We start from the raw sequence: 13,347 nt of genomic DNA on the forward strand, positions 1-13,347 counted from the left end.
GTCAACGGTACCCGGCACGGCCGACGTGCCCCGCGCCTCCAGACCGGCCTGTGGAGAACCCAGACGAGGTCGCCATGCCCGCTACGGTGGCTGCATGACCCGCATCATCGCCGGTGCCGCCGGTTCCACGACGCTCCGGGTGCCGAAGTCCGGCACCCGCCCGACGAGCGACCGCGTGCGCGAGGCGCTGTTCTCGTCGCTGGAGTCGCGCGGGCTCGTGGACGGCACCTCGGTCGCCGACCTCTACGCGGGCACGGGCGCCCTCGGGCTCGAGGCGGCGTCGCGCGGTGCGGCCGAGATCGTGCTCGTCGACCGTGCATCGGCAGCGGCGCAGGCATGTCGGGCGAACGCGAAGGCCGTGCTCCAGCGGGTGCCCGGAGTCCGGATCGACGTGCAGCCGCAGCCCGTGCTCGGGTACCTGCGCGGGACCGTGCGGACCTTCGACCTCGTGTTCATCGACCCGCCGTACGACGTCACCGAGCACGAGCTCGGCGAGGTGCTCGAGGCGCTCGTGCCGAAGCTGACGCGGGACGCGGTCGTGGTGGTCGAGCGGAGCAAGCGCTCCCCCGAGCCGACGTGGCCGGCGGGGCTCGAGCCGTTCAGCAAGCGGAGCTACGGCGAGACCGTGGCGTGGGAGGCCGTGCCCGCGAGCGTGTAGCGCCCGCCGCCCGCCGCCCGCGGCGCGGGGCGCGGGGCGCGGGACGCGGGGCCGGGTCAGCCCGCGGCGCCGTCCCAGTCGGCGTAGGGGTCCCAGCCGGTGGTCGGGACGGCCTCGCCGCCCCGCACGAGGTCGGCCTCGGCGCGGTCGCGGACGACGCCGATGCGCCGGAAGCCTCCCGGCAGCGCCGTGCCGGCGGGGAACGTCGCGAGCAGCCCGTGGTCCTCGCCGCCGTGCAGCGCGAGCTGATCGAGCGCGACCTCGGCGACGTCCGGCGCGTCGAGCTCGAGGGTGACCCGGCTGGCCCGGGCGAGCCGTCCGGCGTCGATCGCGAGCCCGTCGGACAGGTCGAGCATCGCCGTGGCACCGGCACCGGCAGCGAGCGGCCCGTCGGCGATCGGCGGGACCGGACGCCGCTGCCGTGCCACGTCCGGGTCGGCGTCCGCTCCGCTCGCGACCACGGCCTCGCGGGACGGCTCCCCGTCCACGTCGACCCCCTCGCGGAAGAGCCGTCCGAGCCCCCGGGCAGCGGGCCCGAGCGCACCGGACACCGCGAGGACGTCGCCGACCCGTGCGCCCGACCGGAGCACCGGGGCACGACCGTCGAGGTCCCCGAAGGCGGTGACCGACACCGTGAACGTCGCGGAGGTGGACAGGTCGCCGCCGACGACTCCGCACCCGGGCGCCAGGGCATCGACCGCTTCGCGGACACCGTCGGCGAAGGCCTCCAGCACGGCGACCGGGGTGTCCTGCGGTGCGGCGAGGGCGATCACGAGGCCGCTCGGTTCCGCACCCATCGCCGCGACGTCCGAGAGGTTCGTGACCGCGGCCTTCCAGCCGACGTCGGCCGGCGACGACCAGGCCCAACGGAAGTCGGGGCCGTGCACCATCATGTCCGTCGTCACGACGAACCGGCCGTCCGGAGCAGCGACGACCGCGCAGTCGTCACCCGGTCCGACCAGCGGAGCACCAGCGGGCAGCCGCCGGACGATGCGGTCGAGCACCGCGAGCTCGCCCACCTGTCCCACGGTGGGTCCGGCCCAGGCGTCGTACGTCGCGTCCACACGAGAACGGTAGCCTGGACGTCGATGGACACCGTGCGCCGCCCCTCCCGGAAGATCGCGATCGCGGGCGTCGTCGTGGCCCTGGCCGCCGGCCTCACGGGGTGCACCAACGCCGTCGCCATGTCTCCCGCACCCTCCGCGAACGACGCCGCGTGTGCCTCCGCGCAGGTCAGGCTGCCCGCGGTCGTCGACTCGAAGTACGACCTGCGGAACACGAACGCGCAGTCCACCGCGGCCTGGGGCGACCCCGAGGCGGTGGTCTACCACTGCGGCGTCGCCGTACCGACGGTGTCGGACCTGCCGTGCTTCTCGCAGGGCGGGGTCGACTGGATCCGTGACGACCGCGGGAAGCAGATCGTCTACACGTCGTTCGGCCGGTCACCGGCCGTGCAGGTCGTCATCGACACGACCAAGGCGACGCCGTCGGTGGTGCAGGACCTCTCGGACGCCGTGTCGACGCTCCCGAAGGACGGGCACCGCTGCCTCGACCCCTCCGACGTGCAGGGCTGACGCCGCTGGGTCCTCCCGAGACCCGGGCGGCCGCCGTCGAGACTCGGGACCAGCGACAGGTCTCGGGCGACGGGGCGCGAGGAGTGTCGCTCAGGCCGAGACTCGGGTCGACCGAGGCGCACGCGCAGCGCACGCAGCGGCCGGCGCGCGTCAGCGGACCGCCGCGCGCCCCAGCTCGATCAACTCGGTCACGAGCTCGCCGTAGGACACCCCGGACGCCGCCCAGCACCGCGGGTACATCGACAGCGGCGTGAAGCCCGGCATCGTGTTCACCTCGTTGACGACGAACCCGTCGTCGGTGAGGAAGCAGTCCACGCGCGCGAGTCCCGCGCCGCCGATGGCCTCGAACGCGCGGGCCCCGATCGACCGGATCTCGTCCGTCTCGGCCTCGGTGAGGGGCGCCGGGCAGAGCAGCGACTCGTCCCCGCCGAGGTACTTGGACGCGAAGTCGTAGAAGCCGTCCTCGGCGACGACGATCTCGCCGGGCAGGCTCGTGCGCGGGACGCCGTCGCGACCCTCGAGCACGGCGACCTCGACCTCGCGGCCGATCACCCGGGGCTCGACGATCACCTTCGAGTCGTGCTCGAACGCCAGGTCCATCGCGGCCCCGAGCTGCGACGGGTCGTCGACGCGCGAGACGCCCATGCTCGACCCGGCGCGGGCGGGCTTCACGAACAGCGGCCACCCGTGTGCAGCGACGACCTCGGCGACGTCGACCGGGTCGGCCGCCCACTCGCGGCGGAGCACGGTGGTCCACGGGGCGACCCGGAGTCCGGCGTGCTCGAGGACGGCCTTCGCGACGTGCTTGTCCATGGCGAGGGCGCTCGCGAGGACCCCGTCGCCGACGTACGGCAACCCGGCGATCTCGAGCAGGCCCTGGATCGTGCCGTCCTCACCGAAGGGCCCGTGCAGGATCGGGAAGACCACGTCCACGTCGGGCACGGTGGTGATGGTGCCGTCCGGGTGGGAGACGACGAGGTCACGGGACGCCGGCGAGGTCGGGAACGCGACTCGTGTGCCGTTGTCCGGGACGGTCGGCAGCGCCCCCTCGCGGAGCTGCCACTGCGCCGGATCGTCCGACTGCAGGGTGAAGGCGCCGTCCTTGGTGATGCCGATGGGCACGATCTCGTACTCGGACCGGTCGACGACGTCCATGATGCCGCCGGCGGTCACGCAACTGATCTCGTGCTCGCTGGACCGTCCGCCGAACAGCACGGCGACCGTGGTCGTGGTCATGGGAGCGCCTTCGGCGATGGTCGGCACGGCAGGCCTCTCTCGGTTCGGGACCGGACCGTCACTCGCCCTGGGGCTCGTCGGTCTCGGTGAGGTGCGGCGCGATGTTGCGCGGGTCGAGCCTACCGGCGAGGACCTCGGCCACCTGACCGACGATGGGCATGTCGACGCCGTTCGCCGCCGCGAGTTCGAGGATCGGCGCGACCGAGGCGAGTCCTTCCGCGGTCTGGTTCATCTGGCGCACGACCTCGTCGAACCGGTACCCCTGCCCGAGCAGCCGACCGGCGGTGTTGTTCCGGGACAGCGGGGACTGGCACGTGGCGATGAGGTCGCCGAGGCCGGCGAGCCCCGACAGCGTGGACGGCTGCGCACCGAGCGACACCGCGAAGTCGGTCATCTCGGCGAGGCCACGGGTGATGATCGACGCCTTCGTGTTCTCGCCGTACCCGACGCCGTCGACGATGCCGATCGCGACGGCGATGAGGTTCTTCAGCACGCCGCCGAACTCGGTACCGATCACGTCGGTGTTCGTGAACGAACGGAAGTACGGGTTCGTCGCGACCGCGGCCACGGCGGTCGCGGTGTCGAGCGAGGTCGACGAGACGACCGCGGCGGTCGGCTGCCGACGGGCGATCTCGAGCGCGAGGTTCGGACCGCTGGCGACGGCGATGCGGTCGCGGTCGATGCCGAGCCCCTCGTGCAGGACCTCGCTCATCCGCAGGCCGGTGGCCTTCTCGACGCCCTTCATGAGGCTGACGACCGGCACACCCTCGGGCAGCAGCGGCGCTATGGCCGACAGGTTCGAGCGCAGCGACTGCGAGGGCACGGAGACGTACACCTGCTCCGCCCCGTCGAGCACCGCCGACAGCGAGGTCGAGGCCGTCAGGGTGCGCGGCAGGTTGATGCCGGGCAGGTAGTCGGAGTTCCGCTTCGTCTCGGTGATCTCGCGCGCGACCTCGGGCCGACGTGCCCAGAGGACCGTCGTGGCACCACCCTCGGCGAGCACCTTCGCGAAGGTCGTCCCCCAGCTGCCGGCACCGATCACGGCGACGCGCGGCTTGTCGGTCGACTGCATGACGACGCGGATGGCGGCGGTGTCGACGGCACCGGGGGCGGCGACGACGGGGTCCGGGTGGTCGTCGTGCGGGCGCAGGCCCGGGCGCTGGTCACTCAAACTTCCCGGTCTCCTTCTGGTTGTTGGCCGCCGGGTCCCAGCGGTTCGCGGGGGCCTGCTCACCGCGCAGCTCCTCGAGCAGCTCGGTGATGCGCTGCATGAGCACCGCGGTGGCGGCGACGAGGGTCTGCTGGTCGAGGGGGCGCCCACGGTAGGCGGACAGGTCGATCGGGTCGCCGACGATGACGTCGACGCGCGACGGCGGGAACAGCCGGAGCTTCTTGCCGTAGCGCGCCATGATGTTCTGCGTGCCCCAGTGGGCCATCGGGATGAGCGGCACGTCGTTCTCGAGCGCGATCCGCACCGCGCCCGTCTTGCCGCGCATCGGCCAGAGGTCGGGGTCACGCGTGAGGGTGCCCTCGGGGTAGACGATGATCGCGCCGCCCTGCTCGATGACGGACCTGCCACCGCCCAGCGGGTCGCTGATGCGCGTCCGCCCGGAGCGTTCCACCGGGATCTGCCCCATGCCGGACATGAGCTTGCCGAAGACCGGGACCGTGAACAGCGACGCCTTCGCGAGGAAGCGCGGCGCGCGGCGGGACAGCCAGACGGCGGTGCCCACCACGAGCGGGTCGATGTTCGTGAAGTGGTTCGGCGCGAGCACGAACGCCCCGCCCTCGGGCAGGCGCTTCGGTCCGTGCCAGTGGTACCGCGCGGTGAAGCGGAACACCGGGATCACGACCGATGCGGTGATGCGGAAGGCGGTGTTCAGCTCCTCGCGGCGCCACCGGCGCCCCGGGTTCGGCAGGCCCGTCGACACCTGCGAGGCGGACGCGCCACGCGCCTCCAGACCGTCACCGGAGCCGCCCGACGACGGAAGCGACGGGTCCGTCGGACCCGACGAACGCGACACGGGTCTAACCCGCGAAGTCGAAGTCGGCGCCGAGCTTGCGCAGCTTCGGGATGAAGTGCTCGTACCCGCGGCTGATGATGCCGACGTTCGTGATGTGCGACTCGCCCTCGGCGGTCAGCGCCGCGATGAGGTGGCTGAACCCGCCGCGCAGGTCGGGGACGCGGACGTTCGCGCCGTGCAGCTTCGTCGGGCCGGTGATGACCGCCGCCTGCTCGAAGGGACGACGCGCGACGCGACGGTCGTGACCGGGCAGCCCCTCCTTGTGCACGACGATGTCCGCGCCCATCTCGTTGAGGGCGTCCGTGAACCCGAAGCGGTTCTCGTACACGGTCTCGTGCACGGTGCTCTCGCCCTCGGCCTGGGTCAGCGCGACGATGAGCGGCTGCTGCCAGTCGGTCATGAAGCCCGGGTGCACGTCCGTCTCGATGACGACCGGCTTGAGCGTCTCGCGCTCCCGGTAGAAGCGGATGCCGTCCTCTTGGACGTCGAACCCGCCGCCGACCTTGCGGAACACGTTGAGGAACGTCATGAGCTCCTGCTGGTTCGCGCCCTCGACGAAGATGTCGCCGTTCGTGGCGAGCGCGGCGGAGGCCCAGCTGGCGGCCTCGTTGCGGTCGTTGATCGCACGGTGCGTGTAGCCGCGGAGCGACTCGACGCCCTCGATGAAGATGACGCGGTTCGGCTCGACCGAGACGATGGCGCCCATCTTCTGCAGGATCGCGATGAGGTCCATGATCTCGGGCTCGATCGCGGCGTTGCGGAGCTCGGTGACCCCCTCGGCGAGGACGGCCGAGAGCAGGACCTGCTCGGTGGCGCCGACGCTCGGGTACGGCAGCTCGATGTACGCGCCCTTGAGGCCGTTCGGCGCCGTGAGGTGGATGCCGTTGAGCTGCTTGTCGACGACCGCGCCCATGGCCCGGAGGGCGTCGAGGTGGAAGTCGATCGGTCGGTCGCCGATGCGGCAGCCGCCGAGGTCGGGGATGAACGCCTCACCGAGCTTGTGCAGCAGCGGCCCGCAGAACAGGATCGGGATACGGCTCGACCCGGCGTGCGCGTCGATCTCGGCGAAGTGCGCCGACTCGACGTTCGCGGGGTCGAGGATGAGCTCGCCTCGTGCAGGGTCGGTGATCCGCACGCCGTGCACCTCGAGCAGTCCGCGGACCACCTTGACGTCCGAGATGTCCGGGACGTCCCTGAGGATGGACGGGGTGTCGCCGAGCAGCGCCGCGACCATGGCCTTCGTCGCGAGGTTCTTCGCGCCGCGGACCTCGATGCGTCCGACCAGCGGCTTGCCGCCGCGGATGACGATCTCGTCCGACTTGAGCCCGACGCGGGCCCCTGCGGCTGCTGCGTCCTGTACGAGAGAGTTCACTACTTCACCGGCAATGTCTTCGGCCGCCAACGGGAGCGGCGTGATTCGAACTCCGTGATCGCGGTCTCGTCACGGAGGGTGAGCCCGATGTCGTCGAGCCCTTCCATCAACCGCCAACGAGTGTAAGCGTCGATCTCGAAGGGCACGTCCACCGCGCCGAGCGACACGCGCTGGGCCGCCAGGTCGACCGTCGCCTCGACCCCCGGGTTCCGCTCGATCTCGGCCCAGAGCCGCTCGACTTCCGATTCGGTCACGATCGCGGTGACCAGGCCCTGCTTGCCCGCGTTGCCCTTGAAGATGTCCGCGAAACGAGGCGAGACGACGACCCGGAACCCGAAGTCGCGGAGCGCCCAGACGGCGTGCTCACGGCTCGAGCCGGTGCCGAAGTCCGGACCGGCGACGAGCACCTGCGCGCCCTGGTACACGGGCTGGTTGAGCACGAAGTCGGGGTCCTGCCGCCAGCCCGCGAAGAGTGCGTCCTCGAAGCCGGTCTTCGTGACGCGCTTCAGGTAGACCGCCGGGATGATCTGGTCGGTGTCGACGTTCGAGCGCTGCAGCGGCGCGGCGATCCCGGTGACGGTGGTGATCTTGTCCATCAGAAGGTCCCCTCGGTGGTGGCGGTCTCGGTGTCCGTGACCGACGCCAGCGCGTCGTCGGTCTCCAGGTCCCACGGGCTCGAGAGCGTGCCCCGCACGGCGGTGGCGGCGGCGACGAGCGGCGACACGAGGTGGGTGCGGCCGCCCTTGCCCTGCCGGCCCTCGAAGTTGCGGTTCGAGGTGCTGGCGCAGCGCTCCCCCGGCGCGAGCTGGTCGGGGTTCATGCCGAGGCACATCGAGCAGCCGGCGAAGCGCCACTCGGCACCGAAGTCGGTGAACACCTTGTCGAGCCCCTCAGCCTCGGCCTCGAGCCGCACCCGGGCGGACCCCGGCACGACCATGACCCGGACGCCGTCGGCCTTCGTGCGCCCCCGGATGACCGACGCGAAGGCCCGGAGGTCCTCGATGCGCGAGTTCGTGCACGAGCCCATGAACACGGCGTCGACGGCGATGTCCTTCATCGGCGTGCCGGCGGCGAGGTCCATGTAGTCGAGCGCGCGCTGCGCCGCAGCCTGGTCGTTCGGGTCGTCGTAGGAGTCGGGCGACGGCACGGACTCGGACAGCGAGACGCCCTGGCCGGGGTTCGTGCCCCACGTGACGAAGGGCTCGAGCTCGTCGGCGTCGATGAACACCTCGGCGTCGAACACCGCGTCGTCGTCGGTCGACAGGGTGTCCCAGTAGGCGACGGCGTCGTCCCAATCCTGGCCCGTCGGGGCGTGGTCGCGGCCCTGCACGTAGTCGTAGGTGGTCTGGTCGGGGGCGACCATGCCCGCGCGGGCTCCGGCCTCGATCGACATGTTGCAGATCGTCATCCGGCCCTCCATCGAGAGCGCGCGGATCGCCGAACCGCGGTACTCGAGCACGTAGCCCTGCCCACCACCGGTGCCGATCTCCGCGATGACCGCGAGGATGATGTCCTTCGCCGTGACGCCCGGACGCAGGGTGCCCTCGACCGTGATCGCCATCGTCTTGAAGGGCTTGAGCGGCAGGGTCTGCGTCGCGAGGACGTGCTCGACCTCGCTCGTGCCGATCCCGAACGCCATCGCGCCGAACGCCCCGTGCGTCGAGGTGTGCGAGTCGCCGCACACGACCGTGATGCCGGGCATGGTCAGGCCGAGCTGCGGGCCGACCACGTGCACGATCCCCTGCTCCTTGTCACCCAGCGAGTGCAGGCGGACGCCGAACTCCGCACAGTTGCGACGCAGGGTCTCGATCTGCGTGCGGCTCGTCGGGTCGGCGATCGGGCGGTCGATCGCGAGCGTCGGGGTGTTGTGGTCCTCGGTCGCGATCGTCAGGTCGAGACGCCGCACCGGGCGCCCGGCCTGGCGGAGCCCGTCGAACGCCTGCGGGCTGGTCACCTCGTGCACGAGGTGGAGGTCGATGTAGAGGAGGTCGGGGTTCCCGTCCTCGCCCTTGACCACGACGTGGTCGTCCCACACCTTCTCGGCGAGCGTCTTTCCCATCGGCCCGGCCCTTCCTCGTTGACGTTGCGGCACCGCTGTCGCGGTCGGTCCGGCGAGTCTAGCAGGTTGGTATACCAAGGAGCGTCCCTGCGGAGGGAAGGCACGTGGCGGGCCCGCCGCGCGCCTCCAGACCGCCGGTGGCGAGCGCCTGGAGGCGCGACCCGGGTCGACGACACCCGTCGCGGTGGGAGGATGGTCGGGACATGACGACACCTGCGCACTCGACCCGGACCGTGAACCTCGAGGGCGCAGCACGCGCCGCGATCGCCGGCGGCGCACCGCTCGCCCTGCTCATCGCACTCGGCCTCCCCGGGTACGCGGCCTTCGCGATGTTCGCCGGGTTCACCGCGATCTTCGGCGCGACCGAGCCCTACCGGCAGCGTGCGACGACCACCGGGGTCGCCGGGGCACTGCAGGCGCTGTGCATGGCCGCGGGCATCGCCGTCTCGCTCGCGGGCTCCCCGCTCTGGCTGCAGGCGACCGGCCTCGTCGTCGTGCTCGTCGTCGCCGTGTGCACGCTCAGCGCCCTGCAGACCATCCCGGCGCAGCCGATCTTCCAGGTCTTCGCGTTCTGCGTCTCCGCGCTCGTGCCGATCCGGCCCGCCGACGTCCCGCTGGTGGCGACGATCATCGTCGGCTCGGTCGCCTGGGCGTGGCTCGTGGCGATGTCCGGCGGTGTCATCCGGCGTGTCCTGCACCCCCGAGCACCGCACGTCTTCCGACCGATCGCGCCCCGCAAGCACCGGTCGCTCGCGGTCCTGCGCACCCCGGCGGTCTGGGAGACGATCGCGCTCAACGTCGTCGGCGCGCTCGTCGCCGGCGGCATCGCCGAGACGATCCCGTGGCTCGGGCACCCGTACTGGGCGGTCGTCGCGCTCGTGTCCACGCTCCCGGCGATCCGGCAGCGGCACACGGTCGTCCGCGCCGTGCAGCGCTTCGTCGGCACGATCGGCGGCACCGTGATCGCCGTCGGGATCCTGCTGCTCGAACCGGGCGCCTGGTGGATCGTGCTCATCGCGGTCGTCGGGCAGTTCTTCGCGGAGATCTTCGTCGCGCGTCACTACGCGGTGACGCTGCTGTTCCTCACGCCGCTCGCGCTGGCGGTCTCGTGGCTGAGCCTGCCCGAGGCGCCGGAGCTCCTGGCGCTCGACCGCATCGCGCAGACGCTGCTCGGTGCCCTCGTCAGCGTGGCGCTGCTCGTCGTCGGCCGCGCGGTGGAGCGGCGCCGCGGGCGCGCGCTCGGTGCCACGAGCGCGATCCGCACCGTCTGACGGACGGGAGGCGCGTGGCGGGCCCGCACCGCGCCTCCCGTCCGCCCGTGGGCCGGGCGGGCGTCGCCGCTCGCCTCCCGCCCGCCCGTCCGTCCGCCGCGGGCTGGGCGGGCGTCGCCGCTCGGCGCGTTCGCACCCCGGTCACGACGTCGCACCCCGATGTGGCGGGGTGCGACGTCTCCGCCGGGGTGCGTGACGGATGCACCGGGCAGGCGCCGAGCCCGCGGGTCGGGCGCCGGGCTGCTCCGGTCCGGTTCCCGCCCGACGACGTCAGGCGCCGGGGGTCACGTTCCAGGAGTCGATGACCGGGCGGCCGTGCTCGTAGCCGAGCGTGCTCACCGTCGCGGTGCCGAGCTTCAGCACGGCGCCGTCCTGCGGTGCGAGCCGGATCCACGCGGCACCGAGCGCGCGCAGGACGTGGCCGTGCGCGACGACGATGGCGTCCTGGCCCTCGGCGAGCACGGGACGGGCGCGGTTGATCACGCGCTCGACACGGACACGGACCTCGGCCGCGTTCTCGCCCGGGGTGTCCCCGGCCGGCACACCGTCGGTCCAGAGGTCCCACGGACCGTGGCGCTGCACCTTGATCTGCGGGGTGGTCAGGCCCTCGTACGCGCCGTAGTCCCACTCGTACAGGTCCTCGTCGAGCTCCGGGTCGACCCCGACGAGCCGCGCGGTCTCGCGCGCGCGCTGCAGCGGGCTCGACAGCGCCAGCGCGAACGACCGGTCCGCCAGGTACCGACCGGCCCGCTCCGCCTGCTCCATGCCGTGGTCGGTGAGCGGGATGTCGGTGCGGCCGGTGTGCTGGCCGCTCTTCGACCACTCCGTCTCTCCGTGGCGGACGAGGACGAGTTCGCCGGGGCGTTCCGAGGTCATGTGTTCCTTCCGAGGTACAGGCCGAGCGCGGCTGCGCCGACCGAGACGACGAGCATCCCGAGGCCGGACAGGACGGCGGTCCGGGTCTTGCCGGAACGGAGGAGCTGCACGGTCTCGACGCTCGCCGTCGAGAACGTCGTGTACCCGCCCATCATGCCCGTCCCGAGCACCGCGACCGCCGAGGGGCCGAGCACGCCGGCCCCGCCGAGGCCGGTGACGAAGCCGAGCACGAGGGATCCGGAGACGTTGATGACGAGCGTGCCGAGCGGGAACCGGCTGACCCGCGCCTTGACCACGCCGTCGAGCCAGAGGCGCAACGCTGCCCCCACGCCGCCGCCGAGGGACACCAGGAGCAGTTGGAGCGGGTTCACCGGGGCTCCCCCGTCGCGTCGCTGTGGAGTGTGCTCCGTGCAGCCCCGACGTGTCGGCCACGGTGCGCCACCCAGATGCCCGCCGCCGCGGCCACCAGCCCGAGGACGACGGACAGCAGCGCGTACCCGGCGCCGGCGCCCCACCGCCCTCCGTCGAGCAGCTGTGCGGTGTCGTCGGCCAGGGTCGAGTAGGTCGTGAAGCCGCCGAGCACGCCGGTGCCGACGAACAACCGGAGCGAGCGACGTCGACCGGTGTCCGGGCCCGGCTGCGCCAGCGCCTCCAGGAGCAGGCCGAGGCAGAACGCCCCGGCGACGTTGATCGCGAGGATCGTCCAGCTGACCCCGTGGACCGCGGGGAGCGCGGCGGCGAGGAGCGCCCGGACGCCGGTGCCGATCGCGCCGCCCAGGGCGACGAGCGCGAGGAAGCGCCAGCGCAGGTGCGGGGGACGTTCGCCGGTGTCGCGGTGCACGGCGGTCAGTCCCGGACCGCGGCGATGCCCTCGACCTCGACGAGCTGGTCGTCGTAGCCGAGGACGGTGACGCCCATCAGGGTGCTCGGGACGTCGTGGTCCCCCATGGCTGCGCGGACGACCTGCCACGCGGCGACGAGGTCGGCCTGCTCGTCCGAGGCCACCAGCACCCGGGTGTGCACGAGGTCGGACAGGCTTGCCCCGGCCGCTGCGAGCGCCGTCTCGAGGTTCGCCATGCACTGCGCCGCCTGGGCCCGGTGGTCCCCGACGGCGACGGTGCGACCCTGGTCGTCGAGCGGGCATGCGCCGGCGAGGAAGACCAGGCGGGCGTCCGCGGGCGCGGTCGCGGCGTACGCGTACTCGGCGACGCCACTGAGGCGGGCGGAGCGGATGAGCTGCACGGCGCTGGTCACCCCGTCAGCCTGGCACAGCGAGCACGACGCAGGCCCGCTCGACCGGCGCCGCACTCGCGGCAGACTGGACGGATGACGATCTCCACGCTCGCCTGGGTGACCACCGCCGCCGCTCGCGGACTCGACGAGGACGAGACCGCCGCCCTCGCCGCGCTGGGTCGGACGGGGGTCGCGGTGCGGGTGGTCGACTGGGACGACCCCGCCGTGGACTGGTCGACCTTCGACCGGGTCGCACTGCGCTCGACCTGGGACTACGACGACCGTCTCGACGAGTTCGTCGCCTGGCTCGCCCGGGTCGACGCGGTCACCGAACTCGTGAACCCGCTGCCGGCCGTGCTGTGGAGCACGGACAAGCGGTACCTCGGCGAGCTCGAGGCGGCGGGCGTGCCCGTCACGCCGACACGGTTCGTGCCGCCCGGCACCGTGCCGGAGTTCCCACCGGGACGCTTCGTCGTGAAGCCCGCGGTCGGTGCGGGCAGCCGCGGTGCCGCCTCGTTCGGGCCGACGCAGCACACGGCGGCCGCAGCCCACGTCGCGTCCTTGCACGCGGACGGTCAGGTCGTGCTCGTGCAGCCGTTCGTCGCGTCGGTGCCGATCGAGGGCGAGTGGCCGCTCGTGTTCCTCGGCGGGCGGTACAGCCACGCCGCGAGCAAGCGCGTCGCCCTGCCCGAGGCCGCCGTCATCGAGGACCTGTTCGCGCCCGAGACCACCGCTCCACACCGTGCGTCCACGGAGCAGGTCGAGGTCGCCGGTGCCGCGATGCGGATCGTCACGGAGCGGTTCGGTGTGCTGCCGTACGCCCGTGTGGACCTCGTCCGCGCCGACGACGGTTCGTCGCTCGTGCTCGAGGTCGAACTCGTGGAGCCGTCGCTCTTCCTGGCCGAGGCCGACCCCGGCGCGGCCGACCGGCTCGCCGACGCGCTGACCGGACCGCTGGTCGAACGGACGACGCGCTGACCGGACCGCTGACGGGACGGCAGACGCGCTGACCGTCGCGCCGACCGCACGGACGTAGGGAGCGCC

General features: G+C 72.6%; 14 protein-coding genes and 1 pseudogene. 4 read left to right on the forward strand and 11 right to left on the reverse strand.

What is annotated here, in order from left to right; genetic code table 11:
* The first annotated feature begins 94 nt into the window (after positions 1 to 94).
* Positions 95 to 658, forward strand: a complete 564-nt coding sequence (locus ACY3FI_RS09950; RefSeq protein WP_462547372.1) for an RsmD family RNA methyltransferase — start codon at positions 95 to 97, stop codon at positions 656 to 658.
* A gap of 56 nt (positions 659 to 714) precedes the next feature.
* Here ACY3FI_RS09950 and thiL read toward each other — a convergent pair whose 3' ends face one another.
* Positions 715 to 1,722, reverse strand: a complete 1,008-nt coding sequence (gene thiL / locus ACY3FI_RS09955; RefSeq protein ID WP_462547373.1) for a thiamine-phosphate kinase — start codon at positions 1,720 to 1,722, stop codon at positions 715 to 717.
* 24 nt (positions 1,723 to 1,746) lie between these two features.
* Here thiL and ACY3FI_RS09960 point away from each other — a divergent pair, with 24 nt between their 5' ends.
* Entirely contained in the window at positions 1,747 to 2,232 is a 486-nt protein-coding gene (locus ACY3FI_RS09960; RefSeq protein WP_462547374.1) for a DUF3515 family protein, read from the forward strand.
* Between the two features lie 150 nt (positions 2,233 to 2,382).
* On the opposite strand, the gene ACY3FI_RS09965 is transcribed toward ACY3FI_RS09960, so the two are convergent.
* The 6 genes and pseudogenes from ACY3FI_RS09965 to leuC all read right to left on the reverse strand — a co-directional run bounded on the left by ACY3FI_RS09965 (position 2,383) and on the right by leuC (position 8,923).
* Positions 2,383 to 3,468: a D-alanine--D-alanine ligase family protein gene (locus tag ACY3FI_RS09965; protein WP_462547375.1), complete on the reverse strand. Its 1,086-nt coding sequence runs from the start codon at positions 3,466 to 3,468 to the stop codon at positions 2,383 to 2,385.
* Positions 3,469 to 3,529: 61 nt separating this feature from the next.
* Positions 3,530 to 4,540: pseudogene (locus tag ACY3FI_RS09970) on the reverse strand (NAD(P)H-dependent glycerol-3-phosphate dehydrogenase); the annotation flags it as partial.
* Positions 4,541 to 4,631: 91 nt separating this feature from the next.
* Positions 4,632 to 5,492 (reverse strand): lysophospholipid acyltransferase family protein, encoded by an 861-nt coding sequence (locus tag ACY3FI_RS09975; RefSeq protein WP_462547376.1) that lies wholly within the window; start codon positions 5,490 to 5,492, stop codon positions 4,632 to 4,634.
* 4 nt (positions 5,493 to 5,496) lie between these two features.
* Entirely contained in the window at positions 5,497 to 6,864 is a 1,368-nt protein-coding gene (gene murA / locus ACY3FI_RS09980; RefSeq protein ID WP_462547377.1) for a UDP-N-acetylglucosamine 1-carboxyvinyltransferase, read from the reverse strand.
* Positions 6,864 to 7,460, reverse strand: coding sequence for a 3-isopropylmalate dehydratase small subunit (gene leuD, locus ACY3FI_RS09985; RefSeq protein ID WP_462547378.1), 597 nt, complete (start codon positions 7,458 to 7,460; stop codon positions 6,864 to 6,866). Before leuD ends, murA begins: the two co-directional genes overlap by 1 nt.
* On the reverse strand, positions 7,460 to 8,923 hold the full coding sequence (leuC, locus tag ACY3FI_RS09990; RefSeq protein ID WP_462547379.1) for a 3-isopropylmalate dehydratase large subunit: 1,464 nt from the start codon (positions 8,921 to 8,923) through the stop codon (positions 7,460 to 7,462). The genes leuD and leuC overlap by 1 nt, the downstream gene beginning before the upstream one ends.
* A 203-nt stretch (positions 8,924 to 9,126) precedes the next feature.
* Here leuC and ACY3FI_RS09995 point away from each other — a divergent pair, with 203 nt between their 5' ends.
* Positions 9,127 to 10,194 carry an FUSC family protein gene (locus ACY3FI_RS09995; RefSeq protein WP_462547381.1) on the forward strand — a complete coding sequence of 356 codons (1,068 nt, stop codon included), beginning with the start codon at positions 9,127 to 9,129 and terminating at the stop codon, positions 10,192 to 10,194.
* Positions 10,195 to 10,464: 270 nt separating this feature from the next.
* Here the strand turns inward: ACY3FI_RS09995 and ACY3FI_RS10000 are convergent, their stop codons facing one another.
* Genes ACY3FI_RS10000 through ACY3FI_RS10015 form a run of 4 tightly spaced genes read right to left on the reverse strand, consistent with a single transcriptional unit; the run spans position 10,465 to position 12,324 of the window.
* Positions 10,465 to 11,070, reverse strand: coding sequence for a histidine phosphatase family protein (locus tag ACY3FI_RS10000; protein WP_462547382.1), 606 nt, complete (start codon positions 11,068 to 11,070; stop codon positions 10,465 to 10,467).
* On the reverse strand, positions 11,067 to 11,441 hold the full coding sequence (gene crcB / locus ACY3FI_RS10005) for a fluoride efflux transporter CrcB (protein ID WP_462547383.1): 375 nt from the start codon (positions 11,439 to 11,441) through the stop codon (positions 11,067 to 11,069). The genes ACY3FI_RS10000 and crcB overlap by 4 nt, the downstream gene beginning before the upstream one ends.
* Positions 11,438 to 11,911, reverse strand: coding sequence for a fluoride efflux transporter FluC (locus ACY3FI_RS10010; RefSeq protein WP_462547384.1), 474 nt, complete (start codon positions 11,909 to 11,911; stop codon positions 11,438 to 11,440). The genes crcB and ACY3FI_RS10010 overlap by 4 nt, the downstream gene beginning before the upstream one ends.
* 5 nt (positions 11,912 to 11,916) lie before the next feature.
* On the reverse strand, positions 11,917 to 12,324 hold the full coding sequence (locus ACY3FI_RS10015; protein WP_462547385.1) for a RidA family protein: 408 nt from the start codon (positions 12,322 to 12,324) through the stop codon (positions 11,917 to 11,919).
* 72 nt (positions 12,325 to 12,396) lie between these two features.
* Here ACY3FI_RS10015 and ACY3FI_RS10020 point away from each other — a divergent pair, with 72 nt between their 5' ends.
* Positions 12,397 to 13,281, forward strand: coding sequence for an ATP-grasp domain-containing protein (locus tag ACY3FI_RS10020; RefSeq protein WP_462547386.1), 885 nt, complete (start codon positions 12,397 to 12,399; stop codon positions 13,279 to 13,281).
* The last annotated feature ends 66 nt before the right edge of the window (positions 13,282 to 13,347 follow it).

It is taken from the genome of Curtobacterium sp. RM9, from assembly GCF_054956955.1.

Bases quoted from the DNA above. Each gene is read 5' to 3' on its own strand.
- ACY3FI_RS09950 (WP_462547372.1), top strand. From the start codon at position 95: ATGACCCGCATCATCGCCGGTGCCGCCGGTTCCACGACGCTCCGGGTG.
- ACY3FI_RS09960 (WP_462547374.1), top strand. From the start codon at position 1,747: ATGGACACCGTGCGCCGCCCCTCCCGGAAGATCGCGATCGCGGGCGTC.
- ACY3FI_RS09965 (WP_462547375.1), bottom strand. From the start codon at position 3,468: ATGACCACGACCACGGTCGCCGTGCTGTTCGGCGGACGGTCCAGCGAG.
- leuD (WP_462547378.1), bottom strand. From the start codon at position 7,460: ATGGACAAGATCACCACCGTCACCGGGATCGCCGCGCCGCTGCAGCGC.
- leuC (WP_462547379.1), bottom strand. From the start codon at position 8,923: ATGGGAAAGACGCTCGCCGAGAAGGTGTGGGACGACCACGTCGTGGTC.
- ACY3FI_RS09995 (WP_462547381.1), top strand. From the start codon at position 9,127: ATGACGACACCTGCGCACTCGACCCGGACCGTGAACCTCGAGGGCGCA.
- ACY3FI_RS10000 (WP_462547382.1), bottom strand. From the start codon at position 11,070: ATGACCTCGGAACGCCCCGGCGAACTCGTCCTCGTCCGCCACGGAGAG.
- ACY3FI_RS10020 (WP_462547386.1), top strand. From the start codon at position 12,397: ATGACGATCTCCACGCTCGCCTGGGTGACCACCGCCGCCGCTCGCGGA.